General features: G+C 39.3%; 17 protein-coding genes. 1 reads left to right on the plus strand and 16 read right to left on the minus strand.

The window, feature by feature from the left end; translation table 11 throughout:
• Positions 1–257: 257 nt before the first annotated feature.
• The 3 genes from P9M13_07900 to P9M13_07910 form a co-directional block, all read right to left on the minus strand.
• Positions 258–917, minus strand: a complete 660-nt coding sequence (locus P9M13_07900; protein ID MDP8263209.1) for a DUF6515 family protein — start codon at positions 915–917, stop codon at positions 258–260.
• Positions 918–1,044: 127 nt separating this feature from the next.
• Positions 1,045–1,614: a M48 family metallopeptidase gene (locus P9M13_07905; protein MDP8263210.1), complete on the minus strand. Its 570-nt coding sequence runs from the start codon at positions 1,612–1,614 to the stop codon at positions 1,045–1,047.
• A gap of 92 nt (positions 1,615–1,706) precedes the next feature.
• The gene (locus tag P9M13_07910; protein ID MDP8263211.1) at positions 1,707–2,477 is read right to left on the minus strand and encodes an MBL fold metallo-hydrolase; all 771 of its coding nucleotides are present in this window, start codon (positions 2,475–2,477) and stop codon (positions 1,707–1,709) included.
• A gap of 240 nt (positions 2,478–2,717) precedes the next feature.
• On the opposite strand from P9M13_07910, the gene P9M13_07915 reads away from it, so the two are divergent.
• Positions 2,718–4,310 carry a SurA N-terminal domain-containing protein gene (locus tag P9M13_07915; GenBank protein ID MDP8263212.1) on the plus strand — a complete coding sequence of 531 codons (1,593 nt, stop codon included), beginning with the start codon at positions 2,718–2,720 and terminating at the stop codon, positions 4,308–4,310.
• An 87-nt stretch (positions 4,311–4,397) separates the two neighbouring features.
• Here P9M13_07915 and amrS read toward each other — a convergent pair whose 3' ends face one another.
• The 13 genes from amrS to P9M13_07980 all read right to left on the minus strand — a co-directional run bounded on the left by amrS (position 4,398) and on the right by P9M13_07980 (position 19,431).
• Positions 4,398–5,393: an AmmeMemoRadiSam system radical SAM enzyme gene (gene amrS / locus P9M13_07920; GenBank protein ID MDP8263213.1), complete on the minus strand. Its 996-nt coding sequence runs from the start codon at positions 5,391–5,393 to the stop codon at positions 4,398–4,400.
• A 28-nt stretch (positions 5,394–5,421) separates the two neighbouring features.
• Complete coding sequence (locus P9M13_07925) at positions 5,422–6,786, minus strand: lactate racemase domain-containing protein (protein ID MDP8263214.1); 1,365 nt, start codon at positions 6,784–6,786, stop codon at positions 5,422–5,424.
• 5 nt (positions 6,787–6,791) lie between these two features.
• The gene (locus tag P9M13_07930) at positions 6,792–7,469 is read right to left on the minus strand and encodes a methyltransferase domain-containing protein (GenBank protein MDP8263215.1); all 678 of its coding nucleotides are present in this window, start codon (positions 7,467–7,469) and stop codon (positions 6,792–6,794) included.
• A gap of 27 nt (positions 7,470–7,496) precedes the next feature.
• Positions 7,497–7,751, minus strand: coding sequence for a response regulator (locus tag P9M13_07935; GenBank protein ID MDP8263216.1), 255 nt, complete (start codon positions 7,749–7,751; stop codon positions 7,497–7,499).
• Positions 7,752–7,756: 5 nt separating this feature from the next.
• On the minus strand, positions 7,757–8,146 hold the full coding sequence (locus P9M13_07940) for a response regulator (GenBank protein ID MDP8263217.1): 390 nt from the start codon (positions 8,144–8,146) through the stop codon (positions 7,757–7,759).
• A 17-nt stretch (positions 8,147–8,163) separates the two neighbouring features.
• Positions 8,164–8,559, minus strand: coding sequence for a response regulator (locus P9M13_07945; GenBank protein ID MDP8263218.1), 396 nt, complete (start codon positions 8,557–8,559; stop codon positions 8,164–8,166).
• A 34-nt stretch (positions 8,560–8,593) separates the two neighbouring features.
• Positions 8,594–12,061, minus strand: a complete 3,468-nt coding sequence (locus P9M13_07950; GenBank protein MDP8263219.1) for a PAS domain S-box protein — start codon at positions 12,059–12,061, stop codon at positions 8,594–8,596.
• A gap of 10 nt (positions 12,062–12,071) precedes the next feature.
• The gene (locus P9M13_07955) at positions 12,072–13,109 is read right to left on the minus strand and encodes a DUF21 domain-containing protein (GenBank protein MDP8263220.1); all 1,038 of its coding nucleotides are present in this window, start codon (positions 13,107–13,109) and stop codon (positions 12,072–12,074) included.
• Between the two features lie 30 nt (positions 13,110–13,139).
• A complete protein-coding gene (locus P9M13_07960; protein MDP8263221.1) occupies positions 13,140–13,349 on the minus strand; it encodes a histidine decarboxylase, pyruvoyl type in 210 nt (69 codons plus the stop codon).
• A 288-nt stretch (positions 13,350–13,637) separates the two neighbouring features.
• Entirely contained in the window at positions 13,638–14,507 is an 870-nt protein-coding gene (locus tag P9M13_07965) for a radical SAM protein (GenBank protein ID MDP8263222.1), read from the minus strand.
• Between the two features lie 86 nt (positions 14,508–14,593).
• Positions 14,594–14,800, minus strand: coding sequence for a hypothetical protein (locus P9M13_07970; protein ID MDP8263223.1), 207 nt, complete (start codon positions 14,798–14,800; stop codon positions 14,594–14,596).
• Between the two features lie 162 nt (positions 14,801–14,962).
• A complete protein-coding gene (locus P9M13_07975; GenBank protein ID MDP8263224.1) occupies positions 14,963–16,540 on the minus strand; it encodes a carbohydrate porin in 1,578 nt (525 codons plus the stop codon).
• Positions 16,541–16,557: 17 nt separating this feature from the next.
• Complete coding sequence (locus tag P9M13_07980) at positions 16,558–19,431, minus strand: 4-alpha-glucanotransferase (GenBank protein ID MDP8263225.1); 2,874 nt, start codon at positions 19,429–19,431, stop codon at positions 16,558–16,560.
• Positions 19,432–19,441: the final 10 nt, after the last annotated feature.

Consider the following 19,441-nt stretch of genomic DNA (forward strand, 5'->3'; position numbering starts at 1 on the left):
CTTACCATGGCTTCGCATAATTCGTTACCTCCTTATACGCATGGTTTGGTTCCGTGCCGGTGGTTAGCCATTACACGTGCTGGATTGTCCAGCTTGCTTATATTAGCTTTTCTTGGCGCACTCATATACCATCCTTTTTTTATATTACAAAATAGTATCCTACCTGATATTCACCCTTGCTACAAACAAAAAAGAACCGGGTAATCTCACGGATTTTCCCGGTGCTGCATATATTTCTATTCCAACAATCAGCAATACTATTTCCCGTATAATACTTTTAACTGCTGCATTGTTGGATTCTTTTCATAAAACTCGCCCTGAGGACCTATATATCCATTTTCAGTCTTCTGAAGCACGATCGGCGTATAGGTTCCATCAGCACTAGGAACGTTAACAACAACTGTCTGCTGAGAATCAGCAGTGGCAGTTGGCTCTACAACTACTGTTTCAGGAGCAGCTACTACGGGAGGTGAAACAACCATATATCCTGATGGGTTACTTCTATAATAAGCTCCACTAGAATAATAGTATCTGTTATTATTAACACTAAAAGTCCTGTATCCTGCAGGGAGGGTTCTGATAACGGCACCTCGAGGAGGGTTTACCATAACATACCCGCCTACTCCCCTTCTATAATAGCACCCCTCACCATAATAAAAACCCAACCCGCCTATAGAAATATTCACATAATTTTGTGGTATGTTTCTGACGCTTCTATAATGACGTTTGTGGTGTGGATTACGGTGATGACTTTTATGATGTTTCTGGTGTTTTTGAGGTTGATGGTGCGAATGCTGTGAGCTTTTTTTAGACTGCGACCACCCTGCCGCGAATACTGTGTTTGCACCTACAAGAAACGTTGTACTTAATAGTGCAACCGTAAAACACTTGCTTATACACTTTGTCCTGCCGTTCATGTTCGCCTCCTTCTGCTATCAATGCGTTCGGTTACATTATTAGACAAGGATAGATGTTAAAATGTTCCTTTTATTTATTTCTCTACACACTTTCTATTCGCTTCGCAACAACATATCAGATCATCGGTCAAACCATGAAGGCTAATTGATATTTTCTCAGTGCTTTATCCTGTACCTTCGCCTCCTGAACATATGTACTTAATTCAGCCCAGAATTCTTTACTGTGGTTTTTGATACGTGTATGCACTAGTTCATGCAGGATAATATAGTCTATTAATATATCAGGAAGTTTTACCATGTACATATTCAAGCTGATATTATTTTTAGCCGAACAGCTTCCCCATCGCGTTTTCTGTCTGCGTATAGAGACTTTATTGTATTGAAAACCATGAAGGACGGATAATTCCTGCAATCTGCCGATAAGCTTTTCTTTTGCTCTGACCGAATCAATCTCTTTTCTGTCAACTGAGCTTGCTTCATACCCTTCTTTCAGTTTCCTTAGTCTTTCGGAATGTTTTTGTATCCACGGTATCTTTGGTTTAATTATACTTTTCGCGCGAGCAAATGACACCCATACGGGGACAGACACGCGTACCGGCTCATTCGGTTTTACCGCAATGCGGATAACACGCGCTCTTTGACTCTTCTTAAAAACAATCTGTCCTACACCTTCAATTTCAACGCACTCAGATCCCATACATCTCCATCACACTGTTAGTCGACAATTTCTGTCTTCACTTCACCCAAAATACCGCCTGAAACTATAAAAAATGGGGACAGCCCTTTTTTTTAGTCTGTGCTCTCAAAAGTGATTTCCATTCCATCATATGCTAACTCTATATTATCAGGCAACTCGGCATTTGTCTTCTCATGTTCTAATCGATGGCACATATGGATGAAATATGTCTGTTTTGGCCGGAGTTTTTCGACCATTTCTACCGCTTCAGCCACATTAAAATGCGTTGAATGTTTTTCATGGCGCAAGACACCGAGAACAAGGACATCTAAATTCTGTAGTTTTTTTATAGATTCCTCGGGAATACCGCTGCAATCAGTGAGATACGCAAAATTATCGAACCGATACCCATTTATCATGATCTTCCCATGACAAATATCGATCACTTCTATAGATATCCCTGAGATACGCACATTGTTTTCAGTCTCAAAGAACTCAATTTTCGGGACACCACCACCGATCTGTGGCGGATTAAATGCGTAGCCAAAAATCTTGTTCAACACCTCCAGTGATTCTTTCGATGCATAACATGGTATAGGATCAGGTTGCAACTCATTATACCTTCTCACATCGTCCAAACCAAAGATATGGTCTGCATGATGATGAGTAAACAATATCGCATCGATTCTCTCTACCTTATAACGTATCATTTGCTGCCTGAAATCCGGTGTTGTATCAATAAGAATGTTCAACCCGTTAGACTCTACGAGTATTGATGAACGAAGCCTGTTATTCTTTGGATTGTTTGATGTGCATACATCACAATCACACGCTATAACCGGTATACCATGAGATGTGCCGGTACCTAAAAATGTTATTTTCATCGCCATGTCCTCTCGTTTCTTATACACCGCGTCGGTGGAAAATCCCACCTACCACGGTGGGTGAAGGGGGTATTTATATTTTTATTGCCAGAGTTGGGCATATCAACTATCCTTTATTATACTTATTAAGGTAAATAAATCATTAATAATATATGCGGTGTTCGTTTTGCGCATTGCAGTTCTCGTTTTTTTCACAAAACGCTAAGCGCTAAAAGCTAATCGCTATTAAATGGAGGCATTATGTTTAGAATATTACGTGCACACATGAAAAAGGTGTTTTGGGTATTAGTGTTTCTTATTATTCCCGCTTTTGTTTTTTGGGGTGTCGGCGGTATGTTTAATGATGAAAGCCGTAAACCTGTCGGACGCGCATTTGGTAAAAATGTTACGCTTTCATCATACCTTAAAACACGTAACGCGTGCATGCTTAATGCGATTATAGTATATGGCAAGAGGTACAATGATCTTGCACAATATTTTGATTTTAACAAGCAGACATGGGATCGCATTGTCCTCCAAGAAGAAGTAAAAAAACTTGGCATTACAATCAGTAATGATGAACTTGCGCTGCAGCTACAGAAATTATTCAGCGTAAACGGTGAATTTAGCAATGCACGCTACCAGCAGTTTATTAAAAGTACCGGTGTTAATCCTCTTACTCTTGAAAAGAATGTCCGCAGTACCATGGCTATCGGCAGACTAACCAGAACAATCGCTGATACCGCTATGGTAACAAAAGAAGAGGTAAATGAAGCCCTCGGACGCATCAACCAGAAACGTACCGTAGATTACGTTCTCCTCAACGATACATCATATACAAAAGATAATATTTATGTGTCAGTTGATGAAACAGAGCGGTACTACACTGAAAACAAACACGAATTCCGTATACCGGAAAAAATAAAAGCTGAATATATCTTTATCAGTTTTGATGCATTTAAAAAACAACACACAGCAAACAATAACGAAGCACGTACATTCTATGACCGGAATAAAGAAGTGTTCACAGATCAGAAAACAAATAAAATACTGCCGTTTAATAAAGTAAAAAATGAGATCGCCATGCGACTTCTCGAACAAAAAGCTGTTGATAGCGCATTTGAAAAAGCCACTGACATATCTATCACACTTCTCCGCAATCCCGATCTCACAAACGCCGCCTTAGAGCATGACGCTGAGATAGAAGAAACCGAATACTTCACGCTTAACCAGGAACTCCCCGGTGTCCCTTCATCGCGTGATTTTATCACTACTGCTTTTGAAACACCGGTAAAGAAGATGAGCAATGCTCTGCGTACCAAAGAAGGATTCTATATCATTATGCCTATGGAAAAGAAAGCGTCCTATATTCCAAAGCTTGAAGATGTAAAAGAAAAAGTTGCTGAAAAGTTGCAAAACAAGAAAAATACAGAGCTACTTTCCAAGAACGCTCAGAGCATCAGAGATCAGCTCGACGATAAAGTGAAAAAGGAAAAGCTTCCCTTTACTGACGCAGCTAAATCACTTGGACTCAACGTATCAAAAAGCACACCGTTTAAATTAAATGAAGAGGTTAAAGAGCTCACTGCATCAATTAAAGAAAATGCATTTAAGACATATAAAAATACTGTCGGAACGCCAGTGAGGACAAAAGACGGTTATGTTGTCGTATACGTCGATACTGTTGAAACACCCCAACTGAGCACATTAGAAGATCAGAGAAAAACTGTCAAAGACGAGTTATTAAATATTAAACGAGATAAAGTGCTTTCACAGTGGTATCGGTCACTCTACAAAAAAGCAAAAGTCGTTGATCTCACAAAGAAGAGAAAAATTCCTATAAATAACTCGTAATATCTTCGGGATATTTAATGTTTCTCCACCGCCCCGATAAATCGGGGCGGTGAGAGGTGACAAGCAGTGAGGATAATTCAAAGCAACCTATAAGCCAATAATGTCTGCAGTTCTGCCACATTTACTGCAGGCATTTTCTTTTATCCCAATTTTCTCAGCAGCATATCCCGACCGAGATACAAGAAGGCTTGAACAATCCGGACAATAGGTACTATCCCACGAACCACCACCAACGTTGCCAAGATATACATACATCATTTTCTCTTTTGCTATTTTGTATGCCTCTTCCAAAACAGAAACAGGCGTTGGCGGGAGAGATAATTTATAGGTTGGAAAATACCGTGAAAAATGGAGCGGTACAGACGGACTCAAATGATCACATATCCAGTCGCGTAACTTTTCAAAATGCCCCGGGGAATCATTCAGTGTCGATATGACTAAATTGGTTATTTCAACATGACAGCTGTTTGCATAACACATTTCGGCTGTACGGAGTACCGGGTCTCGTGATGCACCACACATATCTTTATAAAAGCTATCGTCCATTGATTTGATATCGATATTTACTGCATCTATATAAGGAAGAAGCTCTAAAAGCGGTTCTTCCTTAACATACCCGTTTGTTACCAACACATTCTTTAAACCTTTGCTTCGCGCAATTTTAGATGTTTCTTTGACATACTCATACCATACAAACGGTTCAGTATAGGTATATGCGATTCCAAAAGATCCTTCTTTTTGTGCGGTTTCCACTATTTTATCCGGCAACACCTCTTCTGAAGGAGCATCAGGATTTTGAGATAATGTCCAATTCTGACAAAACGTACAGGCAAAGTTACACCCCTTTGTGCCAATACTTAAGATCTGATGCCCCGGATAAAAATGATAGAGCGGTTTCTTTTCGATCGGGTCAAGGCCACACGAGGTAATCTCTGCATAGATCGCGCTGTATAACACACCGCTAACATTTCTTCTTACTTTACATAAACCGCTTTTGCCTTCATTAATAACACAATTATGCGGACAGAGCCTACAGCGCACAATCTTGTTATCAGTTTTTTCGTAAAATAGCGCTTCTCTCATAAACTCTCCGTAATGCAAGCAAACTATATTAATTATCAATAACCTCAGGAATCATTAACCCTGCACCAGATAAAACTGTTATCTCAGGTTCTGAATCGAAATTACTTCTCTCTTTTTCTAATGCTTCATCGATTGTTTTAGCGTAGATAAACTCCGTTTTATCGACATCGCTTTTCGGTAAGTCCGAAACAAGATACATCCTTACATCAGTTGGTAATAAATGCCAGAAACCGATCTTACAGGTTATATCATTTACAACACAGAGTCCTCCTATACCGTGAGAACACGCACCCACACAGATGATTGCCCCACCCTTTCGTACAATAAGCGCGGCAGGAGGAATAATTTTTATCAGCTGGTACAAATTAATCGCTTCCGGAAAACCTTCACTCGTTACAACAATATCCGCCGAACTGGTCTTTACATGCCCTATCTCACGACACTGTTCCGATCCGAGACGCTGTGCAAAAACTGGATCTCCCGCAAAAACCCCTGCAACGGTCTTATCAGGATTCATCACCACGTTTACCATAAAACTTTTTCCGCACATTTCGGCAGATTTCTCTATGTGGTCTCTAATAATATTATTTTCATTTTTCCCTAACTGTACGGACGGATGGTTCATCATAAAGTGATTTTTCGCAATACTTGTTATATCGGCACATCCCGGAAAGATCGCTTTAAGACCTCCGGAAAAACCTGCAAGAAAATGCGGTTTTATCTGGCCGATCAGTATGCTTATATCCGCATCTTTTACAACACGGTGTATCTTTATCTTATTTTCTAAAGATGCGCTATATACGCACAGTGCGCGTCCAAGCGCAGTATAGCCAATCAATGCTCTGACACTTTCAATGTCTCCTTTTACAAAAGATAGAATTATTTTGACTATTTTCTCCGGCATTGCCACAAGAGAACGAGCAAAATGCTTTACCGCTTGTTTCAAAAAATACTTTCTCTCTTTTGAAGGAATAAAACCTACAACAGTCAAGCTCTCATTATCTCGTGAATTGTGATTAATAACACGATATTGTTGGCACATCTCTTTATTGATACCGATAGAAGCAGGATCAGAACATTGGTGATTACCATTTGCAATAATAATCGTCACATTACTTATAGGGACATACGAGAGTTCGCTCAACACTGATCGCAAAACCTTCTCCTGCGGAAATAATCGCGCTGAATCACTCACAATGATCGCAACCTTATCGGTCTTTTGCACACATTCTTTTAAAGGAATACTGTTAATAGGATCTTTGAGGCTGGCTATAACATTTTGTTCGATATTTTCAATAGTAGGAAGAGAGTTACATGTGTATATGATGACATTATTTGATGGTGCGGACCATTGTATGTTTTCTTTACCGTACGGTATTGAGAGTTCGCTCATGGGCATTATTTCTTTGCTGTTGCAATGATAAGCATAACCGGCATACCCTTAAAACTTTTCTTATGGGTAATCGGTTCAAACCCGATCTTACCAAAGAGATCTTTGAATTGACGCGAATTAAGATGATGCACATCACCTTCAATGAATGTTACGATACCATCATAAATCATTCCACCAAGAACGTTATCCTTGTACCCGTCAACAATAAGCGCTTTTCCCCCCGGTTTTAAAACACGGTACATTTCTCGGGCAACTTTCTCTTGGTGCGGATAATGATGAAATGAATTCGAGCAGGTAAGGTAGTCAAATGAGTTATCCGCATACGGCAAATGCTCTGAATCAGCTATTTTTATTTTCATTCCTTTAATGGCATCACTATAATGGAGGTGTTCTTCCCTTTTACCCATAGCGTGTTTGATCATTTCATGCGAAAGGTCAATACAGCAACAGGTGCTCTCCGGTGATTCAGCTGCAAACCTAAACGCGAGGACACAGGTCCCGCAACCGACATCAAGTATGTGGTGCGACGCGACAAGATCGATCTCTTTCATGATAAGGTCATGTGAATGTTTAAAAAGTATGTGCTGTAAAATACTGCTATCGTACCCTGCAGCCCAACTGTTAAATTGATCTTTTGCCGCTTTTCTTATATTCTTTGATCGCGTAATATTTTTTTCAGTCATAGGTACTCCCTGCGTAACACTATTACATTATTTTCGGCTATTATGAGATAATATCTTTAAAATCAGTGAGACCACTTCTTCACGTGCAAAGGGTTTCTTTATATAATATTCGTTGCATCCATGCTGAAAAAACTCTATATCACAATACTGCTCGTCCTCATCAAACTGCCCGCTCATGAAAACATATTTTGAATCAGGGCTTATTTTCTTTATTTCTTTGGACACATCGACACCATGCATTCCCGGTAATATCAAGTCGATAAAAATCAGGTCATAATGCACCGTAACTATTTCTTGTTTTTTTCATTCAAGGCTTTCCGTGTAACTTCTAGGAGCTCACCCTTTGCAAATGGCTTATATAGATAATATGTTTTCCCACCTGCTTGAATAAATTCTGCTTCTTTAAATATCGGGTCCGTTTCAAAGTTTCCCGTCATAAATATCTGTATCGAATCAGGACTGATAGCCGTTATCTCTTTACACGTCTGGACGCCATCCATACCCGGCAAAACAAGATCAACAAATATAATGTCATATTTATTTTTCTTTATCTTTGCAAGTGCTGATTCAGCGTCATACACAACATCGATCGCATACCCCTCAGGGCCAAGTTCTTTTTGAAACGCGGTGCCAATAATCGGAGTATCATCAATTACCAGTATTTTTTCTCCAGCCATAACCGTATCTCCCCACATTAGATATCGCTTGATATCGTTTTTTTACCCAACAAAACCCCTGCGGCTCTCGTTAATTCGTCCGCTTCAAGTGGTTTCCTTAACCATGTTTCAACACCGCCCGCAGCAATAAATTCATCTAGATATTTGACTATTTCCCCCGGATAGCCGGAAATGAGCATTACAATAGTTGCCGGCAGGATTTTTTTTACCTTTTTGCACACTTCAACCCCATTTGTTCCCTGCATAACCAGATCAGCAAATACCAAATCAGGTTTTTCTGCCCGAACAATGTTGAGCGCTTCATCTTCGTTTATCGCGGTAAAAACAATATATCCTGCTTTCTCCAGTTCTTTTACTGATGCGCGGAGTACAATCTTTTCATCGTCTACAACTAATATTTTCTTCTTACTCATACACCCCCCTCATTATCACCGACATAACACTATATTAATTCAAAGCAGGCAATCGCACAATAAATACCGTACCTTTACCAACATTACTTTTAACGGTAATTGTCCCGCCGTGATTTTTCACTATAGTATTCGTAACTGAAAGACCGAGCCCAACACCTTTTCCCGGTCGTTTCGTTGTAAAAAACGGATCAAATATCTTATCCAGACTTTCTTTCTTGATACCACTGCCCGTATCTGAAAAAACTAATTCTATATACTTTCTCTTTCCTTCCACAATAACCCGCGTGCAAATAGTAAATATACTTCTTTCTGACATCGCATCACAGGCATTATTTATAATATTTAACACCACCTGCTGCAATTTACTGGTATCCCCTTGCACTCGAGGCATACTTTTACAATATTGTTTTTTTATTTTAATTCCTTTTATTTGTAATTGATGCGAGCTAAAACTTAAGGTGGTATCAATAATTTTATTACAATCCACCTTGCTTTGCGCACCTTTTGATTGCCTGACAAACGCATTCAGGTCACGGATTATCTGCGACATATGTTCGCATGCGTTTTCCATTAGCTTTAAATCTTTATATTCTTCAGAACCCTTATTCTTTTCGTTCATGTACGCTCTTAGAAGGCCAAGGACACCGGTAAGTGGACTATTTAATTCATGGGCAACACCCGCCCCAAGCTGTCCAAGCGCTGCAACTTTCTTTGTTTCTATAAGCTGATCTTGCGTTTCTTTGACCTTTCTGTACGCTTTATACAGTTCCTTCGCCTTTAGCTTCGCTACTTTTGCAGCTGTCACTGTTTCTATGAGCTGCTTATCTTTTTTCTCCAGTTCAAGACGCTCCGTAACATCTCTGAAGAATCCTACCAGATAGTCATGAGTCCCTATATTCACTACCGTACCTGTCACATCGGCATAAAATACCGTACCGTTTTTTCTTTTTACCGGAACATTTGGTGCTGATGTTGTTTCACTGCGGACCATTTTTTCGAACTGATTAATAACATACGGCAGGTCTTTCTTTGGATGCAAGTCTTTTACAGATGTCTTTAATAGTTCATTTTTCGCATACCCGGTCATACTGCACATTGCCTGATTAACGTCAATGTGCTTCTTGCTTGCCATATCAGCGACAACAATGCCCTCTCCGGCACAGTCGAAGAGCGCCCTAAAACGTTCTTCAGAGTCCCGCAACGCGTCTTCAGCCTCTTTTTGTTCTGTTATATCCCTGAAAAAACCTACCATATATTCATTATTGAGAATGGACATAACGGCTCCAGTTACATCAGCATAAAATGTCTTTTTGTTTTTCTTCAATACAAGCAGGTTTCTGGCAATATTTATCTCTCCTGTAGACAGTTTTTCGAACTGTTCCAGCATATACGGCCCATCAACCTTAGAGTGAATGTCCGTAACTTTCATTTTGCTTAACTCTGCGGCAGAATATCCCAGCATTGTGCATATCATTTTATTTGCGGCAATAAACTTGTGTGTTTTTGCGTTTGCAATAAGGATACCTTCTACAGCGCTGTCAAAAAGTGTTCTAAAACGCAATTCTGACTCCCTCACTGCTTTCTGCGCTTCTTTTTCCTCTGAAATGTCACGGACCGTCGCCTGCAGCATTCCTTTTTCTTTATAATCCATCCGCGTCAAGAGCACCGTTGCATAGAATTCTTTCCCGTTCAATCTTTTATGTGTCCATTCAAAGAAATGTGATCCTTTCTTAAGCGCAATTGACATCATTTTCTGGGCTTTTATAGAAGATAACTGACCGTCAGGCTGATATTCTGACGATAATGTCGAGGGATGTTGTTTGGTGAATTCTTTTTCATCCTTACAGGAAAAGATTTCGATCGTTGACTGATTTCCCGACAGAAATCCTTTTTCCGGCGTGAGCGTCATGATCGCATCACGTGAAGAATTAAAAAGTGTTTTATAGCGTATTTCACTGTCAATTAATGCTTTTTCTGATTCTTTACGGAATGTTATGTCCCTCACAATAGCGATCATATATTCTTTATCAAGCACGGTATAACTGACATTGTTCTCTACAGGAAATTCTGTCCTGTTTTTGCGTGTATGGATCCCCTCTATTATCATCGAAGGTTGATTTAGCATTTGTTTTCTCAACGACTTTAGCGCTTTTAGCGAAGGAATCGTTCGGGGAGTAACGTCCATGACTCTTTTCTTTAGAAGCTCATCTCGCGAGTACCCCAAGGATCTGCACGCTTCTTTATTGACATCATAAAATTCAGCGGTACTTGGATTTATTATAAATACAGAGTCATTAGATTGATCAAGAAGATTTTTGAAGAGCAGAAGTTTCTCTTCAGCTTTTTTTCTGAACGTTATATCTTCAAAACTCTCAATACCGCCTATTACCGTACCGTTTTCATCTCGATAGACATCAACATTTTTTGCTATTGTTAGAAGCTCGCCATCTTTTCTTTTTATAATACATTCTTTTCCATAGATCGGTTTTTTTATTTTATCATTTAAGAGGGCACACTCTTCTTTGCAGGGGTAATAGGTAAAATAAGTACACTTTTTTCCAACAACTTCAGAAGCGCTGTATCCGGTAATCTCATGTGCTCTTCTATTCCACGATTGCACCTTTTTATCCAGCCCAACCGTAAATATTGCGCTTGGGGTAACATTGTATAACTGTTCAGCATGCGCTTTTTCTCTTCTCAATTCATTTTCTGCGTGCACCTGTTTTGTTATATCTTCAACCAACTCAATCGCAGCAATGACGGACCCTTTCTCATCTTTTATGGCTGAAGATACAACACGGTAATGACGCATACCTTTGGCGGTCGGTGTATCAGAAATCGCTTCGTGAACTTTCCCGTCCTTGAGCGTTTTATGCGTCGGACAGAAAGAACAGATATGTTTTCTGGGCGGAACATTAAACCCCTCGTAACATAGAGGTCTTTTTGCGACATTTACTTTCGGAAACCACTTTTTCATCTGAGCATTCAGCGTCAGGATCTCCATCTCGGGACTTATGACGGAAACACCAATACCGATATTTTCAACCACATTTCTGAATTTCTGCTCTGATTCCCTTAACTCATTTTCTATCTGTCTCTGTTTGGTTATATCATTGACGATAGTAACAAATCCTAGTATTTGCCCCTTCTTTACTATGGGCATTCTTTCTGTCTCAATAAAATATTCCCTACCTTTGATTCTCAGGTGTTCCTTTCGAATTATGCATTTCTTATTTCTGAGCATTTGACCATATTCGTCGAACACCTTTTTGGGGAGAAATGGAAATACTTCAAATAGAGTTTTCCCGATTGGACTACCGGATAAAAGACCAATCTTCCTGTTATATTTCAAAAATGCACTACTTATGAACTGTATCCTATGATGAGTATCCGTAATGTGGAACATGATCGGAATTACGTGGATGACATCTTGAGCAAACCAATTGGGATGTGCTGTCTTATCTTTCTTTGCCGGTTTTTGTTGCGAAGATCGTTTTACCATAGTAGCTCTTTTACTTTTTATACTGTTTCCGTATATGATCTATGCGGGGAACCACACCACGCATCAAGCGCCCGAGTATATCTGCACCGGTAATAATTCTTTTTTCTTCAAGCCAGTATAAAATCAGATCATTATCGATAACATCGTCTTCCGCATGTTCTTTATGCACCTTAAGCTTTTTTATCACATCGCCTAATTTCATTTGTAATGATTTTACAATTATCGGCCGGTGACAATACCGGTACGGATTAGGTCGATCTTTTTCATACATCGCATGACGTAAAAAACCGTCTGCGTCCAAACACATGAGAGGCTCATTCTCTTCGGTTGTAATAATAACCCATTTCTCTTCTGAGGCATGTATTTTCTGTAAAAATGGATCATTATGTGATTTTTTAAATTCAGGAAAACTCGGTAACCCGTCAACATCAGGAAGACTTATAATACTCTCTGGGTTAATAAATTCCCCTTCCTGCGATGTAAATATATCATCTAATGCGAGGAAATTAATTGCGCCAACACCTTCCATATGACTGATGTCAGATGACTCTGCCTGAGCATGTTTTTTTATTAATATTTTTAACTCTTCTTCCTCAAAGTAATCGATACCTTCTTTACCTAATAGTTTATCCAGTAAAATAGCAGTCGGTCTCGCAACAGGATAGAGAAGTATTTGATAGAAACGAACCATAGGGACAAGAAGCGCTCCAACTCTCAGTGCATGCCGGGTAAGATATGCCTGCGGCATGATCTCACCAAAAATAGTGATGACAAACGTTGAGAAAAGAAACGCCCATACACCGGTAAGCACTGAATCAGTAAATAATGTCAAGAGTACGTTAGCGCTAACATTGCCCCAAAGCAAGGTGCTCAGCAAAAAGTTTGAGTCTTTACGCAGTTGCATTATTTTTATTGCTTCAGGATCTTTTGCTTCAGTCTCAACTTCAAGCTTTAATCTGCTTAATCCAAAAAAACCTATGGTAAGACCAGAAAACATTGCTGATTGAGATAAACAAACAAAAATCCCAATCCATAACATTATCGTCATATATTTCTCTTTCCCTAAATACTTACATTACTATTTTAGCCCAACAGCTTTTTCCCACTCAGTTATGGTCATATCAAGCATGTTTTTAGCTTTCATATTCTTTGGGATAGCGTTTTGTGCAAGCACAACATACGGAGTACACACTATCGCGCACCCGACATATCCTTCAGGAATCCACTCAGTTCTGTATCCGACAAAAATCTCTTTATATTTAACATTATTGTCATCTCCGCATCGTATATTCTATTTCATTAACAGGAATCTATCAAACAAATTAATAGTATTGTTATACCAATGCGATAATGTCCTCTTTTACCAAAGTTAATATTAATATAGAGGGCACTGGAGCAGCTATCCCTGAACCATCAACATTGCTTATACTTTTACCGTTTGGACTATATTTATATTTGAGAAAAAGAAAAGCCATCATCAAAGACTAAGCTTAAATAGTATAACCAGAAGTTCTTGGCAATCGATTGATTAAGATTTAAGAAATAGAAGTATTTTTGGTTCTTCGATCAACATGTTTTATAGTCCCCGCATATATTCGTTTCGTAAGTCTATCTTTCCACTCAACGCATCATCAATAAGAGTAACGAAGTTACCTTTATCATGAGGGAACCGTCCTTCAATGGGTAAATAATTTGACGCGTGATTAGTGCGAAATATTGTTTTCTCTAATTCTAAGCCGGATATTATGTCTCGCGTTTCCCGTAACAATTCCTGCGCATTTAATTCTTCAAACTCTCCGGTTTTCATTTGGCCATAAAGAGATGTGCCCGGAACAAGCATGACAGACAAAAACGAAAGATACCGCGGCTGCATTTTATTTAATGCGATTATGGTATCTCTCGCATGTTGGTTAGAATATTTTTTTCCTCCTAAACCCAAAAGAACAATTACTGAAGATTTTATTTGTGCATCGTTTGCTTTTTTTACCGCTTCAATCATTTCATTTGCCGTTGATTTCTTTTTACAGCGACTTAGAATTTCCTGATTACCGCTTTCTAGTCCAATATATATTAACCTTAATTTATTATCATATAATTCCTTTAATTCTTCGCTACTTCTTTCAGTAATATTATATCCGTTAGCATAACTTGCAATTCGTGTTGTTTTAGGAAACACTTCGTGGATTTTCTTTAAGATAGGCACAAGAACATTATTACCTACAACTAATACATCTCCATCTATCAAAAACACTCTTCGCGTATTCTTATATCTTTTACCACCTTTTTCAATGTCGGAGTAAATTTCATTAAGTGGTTTTAGATGAAATGGTTTTCCAAGGTATGCACCACAAAAAGTACATGTATTTGATGAACACCCTGTTGTTACCTGGAGAAGAAAACTATCCGCTTCTGCAGGAGGTCTTATGATCGGTTCTATTAATGCCATACACATCCTTTTCTGCTATTGTACCATAAAAAAAGAGTCGGGAAATTAATTCCCGACTCTTTTTCACATCTATGTAAATCAACTACTTACTTTTTTTTCTTTGCTGCCGGTTTCTTTTTCGCTACAACTTTTTTCTTTGCTACCGGTTTCTTTTTCGCCACAACTTTTTTCTTCGCTGCAGGTTTTTTCTTTACTGCTGGTTTCTTTTTCGCTACAACTTTTTTCTTTACGACTTTTTTCGCTACAACTTTTTTCTTCGCTGCAGGTTTTTTCTTTGCCTTTGCCTTTGCCATTATAACCTCCTTTATTTGGTTAATGGTTAAAAGGTATTTCCTTTTCCTTCAAAATACATTTTAGCATTGTTACGTATTTTTGTAAATAAATATTAACTTTTTTTGTTTTTATAAAAATATTTTTTGTTTGCAAAATTATTTTTGAAATATTTCTATTATTTTTTAGAATGTTACGCCAACACGAAACGTTAATGCTAACGCATTTGGCGTTTCGCCTGTTCCGCCGGGACGAATAATAAACTGCGCATCAGGCTGCACAAACATCCAGTCGTTAACCATAACACGATACGTGAAGTCTATTGAGATTTCATACGCACGCGGCGTAAGACCAATGTCGCGATCATGATCTCTCAAATCACTACTCCATTTTCCGTACGCAATGTTTACTCCGGCAAGATCGTGATCGCGTGAAGGAATAAGACCACGATATATCACGCCTGCATCAATAAATAAAGGAAACTTGTTTGTGTCCCCAGGTGCGAGCGTTAAAACTGCAAACGGATAAAGCCCTTGATAATTGTGCGGTCCACCTTCACGATAAATCATCTGATCGACATGTATATACATTCCGTAATGTCCCTTATGTTCAGCAGCAGGTAAGGAAGATAGCGCATACGACCCCCCTTTTACATCACGATAAAAATCTTTTGCTGAACCCGTATGCCAGTACCCGCATAATTTATAATGTCCCGGTAATCCTTTTGCTCCTTTTTCCGTGTTCGGATTATAGCTGAGCTCCTGAAGAAAAAGAATTCCGCGATGAAGCCTCAATGAAAAATCCATACCGTGCGCACTTAATCTTCCGACATTCGGGTCACCGTTATAAATACCGCTTAATGATTGTATGTTTTTTGTTACATGCACTTTTGCTCTCGCTCCCCATGTTGCAGTAGGATAAGTTGAAAACGGAAAGTTAATCGGTACAGCGATAGGGTTTCCATCTATTGCATTACTCACAAATATCCAGTAAAGCGGTGATGACGCAAAATCGTCTCCTGCTGCTAAACGGCCAACTTTTACATTTACTTTTTCATCAAACATATCCTGTTCAAAATAGAGCGAATATAACCGCACTTGTTCGCTGCCAAAAATACTTGATACCGTAAATGTATTACCGATAACATCACTTGAAAGGTTTCGCCCCGCACGATAGATTCCTGACACGTGAAACTGCAATCCTTTTAATTGCAATATTTTTTCGAGATCAGCATTAAAGTCCGCTCCGATCGAATGATTATACCGCGCACCTTTCATTCTACCGCCAACAACATTTGAATTCATGTCACCAACATAACTTGAAAGAACAGTAATACCATCTTTCTTGAGCTTGTCCCGAGCGCCCCACCAGTTCCCTGTCATATTCTTCCACTCAAACGCAGGGGTGGTTACCGGGTTGAACCACGGTGACGCGTCTTGTTTTATGTTCGGCACCGTAGGAGACCAGATGAATTCATAATCATCCTCCGCCGGTTTTTCAGCGTCAACACCGTCTATCGAATCATTTACCGCCTCATTCACACCGGTTAATTTGTTCGGCATGGTCTCATCAGAAGCGCTGTCAAATATGTCCTGCATTGTCTCGCTTCCCGTATCCTCTTTTTGTTTCTGAGTATCTACGTGATCACACGCTTCCACAGGACTTTCTTGTGGCTCATATTTTACATCTGCGGATACTCCAGATACTGATACACCTATAAAGCATATGCCCACAAACATCGCACCCAATACATATTTTTTCATTTATGATTCCTCCTGTTTTAATAATTACTATTTCTTCCCGTGTTATTATGTATGCTTAATAGCTCTTTACTAAAATTCTTTTTCGCTATCAGTTTCTCGAGTGATATGTGCATTCTGTATTTCCAGTAATGATGCGGATTTGCCGGGTTGTTTATCTGTTCGGCTTTTGGATCTCCTGGATAACGCAGTTCCTGACTCATAGCAAGAATATCCTGTATGGGAAAGATCGCCCACATTGACGGTGACTCAAGATGTCGCACAATAATATCCTGACTTATCCACGATTCACAGTAAAGCGGTGCTTCACCATGATGCCCTAAAATCTCGTTATAGTATTTTTGAGTTGTTTTACGGTTTTCTTCCCACCATGCGCGTATAGTTGACATGTCATGACTTGACGTTGTGCATACTGTAAGGTATCCATACTCATGCGGATACCCAAACATTCTATCTGATTCCTGAGGCATGCGTTGAATACACAACCCAAGAATATTAAGCTCTCTCATTACGGAAGGAACACAATTCGGTATCATACCTAAGTCTTCACCTGCTATAAGCATTCGGGAAGCATCTTTTATTATCGGTAACTTTATCATCGCCTGCTCACGCCAAAACTCTTCTTGTCGATGATAAAAATAGTCCATGTACAGCTCTTGTAAAATATTTTTCAGCCATACATCTAAACAATTATACGAATACGTGTTCATCATATTTATCCGAGGATGAAAACCGTCTTTGTCTTGATCTTTAAATAGGATTATGTTTGTAACCAGAGCAAAAAGCCCTTCTCTTAACTTTTCTTTTTTATCTTTTAAATCTACGGGGATATCATCCGAGGCGGTAATATGATTTACAATTTTTTTCTGAGAATTGTATTCAGGCTTTAATCTAAAACAATTATTCTTTTCTGTCTCAAGATATTCAGCTTTCACGCGATCAGTATCTTCACCAAACAACTGTCTCAAAAGTTCAGTAGTAATATATGGCTGACACAACCGATTGAAATCCCATATACCCTTGGCTTCCAACTCTTCTCTAAATAACGGTATCGCTGGATTAAAATGTCCCATTATTCCCGTTACCGCATCATGAGGGATTTCCCATATCCTAAAAAACCCGAGAACATGGTCAAGCCTGATCATTTGAAAATAGTTTGACATAAGGGTAAAGCGCCATCGCCACCATATATAATTCTGATATGCCATTTCATACCAATTATACGTAGGAAACCCCCAGTTTTGCCCTATGTCTGAAAATGGATCAGGCGGCGCACCGGCATTTTGTTTGAGATTAAAAAGCGATGGATTCGTCCAACATGAATCACTGCATTTATTTATACCAATAGGAATATCCCCTTTTAAGACCACCCGTTTGCGCTGGGCATATTGCGACGCTTCTAAAAACTGTACATGCAAATGATATTGGACAAAATAATAAAACGCTACCTTATCATACTCTTTAAATCGCGGTGCATTGAGTGCGGTTACCTGCTTTTCATTAATACGCGAGTGATCTCCCCAGGTATTGTAATCGCTCGTGCCCTGTAGATCGCGCAAATAACAAAATGCCGCATATGGTTCCAACCAATATGAATTTTCCCTATAGAATTTCTTAAACCCTGCTGACTGTAAACATTTATTTTTTTCTTTGATAAATATCTCGCGAGCATACCGCAGTTTTAGAGATATCACTTCTTCATAATGCACATGATCGTTTTCATTTAATATTTTCTGATGTTTTTTTATTTCTGCACTCATAGCACTTGAGAGCGTGCCTATAGACTGAATACGTAAATAGAGAGGGTGCAAGGCAAACACTGACAGCCCGGAATACGGGTAGGAATCCCACCAGTTCATATTGACCGATGTATCATTAACCGGTAAGAGCTGCACGAGCTTCATTCCCGATTGAGATACCCAATCAACAAGCAGTTTAATATCAAGAAACTCACCAACACCAAAACTGTTTTTAGTCCTGAGCGAAAACACCGGCACAGCAACACCGGCACCTCTCCAATTTTTTTTGTGTCGGAAATTGTTGTTTGTTACCACTATATATCTTTTAGAATCTTCATGTAATGAAACCAGTGACTGGCGAGATTCTTTTTCTCCGAGACCATGTATGAAATAGATACTGCTCAAGACTCTGTTATCTGACCCTTCTTCATAGACCAGCACTTTCCCCTTTTTATCTTTAATAATATATTTATAGCTAAACGGGATATCTTCATTCCCAAGCACAACATCAACTACCCACAAAGGATAGTGCTCAGCATGTAAGGGTAGTGCTTTTTTTGGATCCCATGAACCCAGAGCAGGTACGCTACCAACCACATATATCGAATGGTCATTATCAACACGTGGTGCAACGACTTGTAGCCTCACAACAATTGCGGGGAGGGGGGTTCCACCCCTTTCATCACCCTTCTGACGAATATGTGATACCCGCTGCTGGTTATGTCTTTTATATAGCACGTCAGTGAATGCTGAGGTAAGCATTATATTCTCTGTATCACTTACATCACGCCATGAGTCACGCATATCAATATAGTGCATGTTTCTCAAAACCACACTGATTTCTTTACCGGATACAAACACGCGGTTATTACTAGCTTCCCATCTCACTGTACCGTTATCACGCCGAATAATATATTTATATTCAAACAATTTGCTGTGTTCTTTTGATAGCATCACTTCAGTCTTCCATTCGTCACCGGGAAAATATGTCATCGCGTTTGCTTTTTTTATGTCCCAACTACCAAGCTCAGGATGTGACCCGACCAAAAATACCTGTTCCCCCCATACAGTGTGACAGGTACAGGTAAAACGCATTTTTATCTTGTTTGATTTTTGCACACGGTTTGAATGTGCTGCACTAGTTTTTTTCTTCATACACATGCCC

The organism is Candidatus Ancaeobacter aquaticus, assembly GCA_030765405.1.
GTDB lineage: Bacteria > Auribacterota > Ancaeobacteria > Ancaeobacterales > Ancaeobacteraceae > Ancaeobacter > Ancaeobacter aquaticus.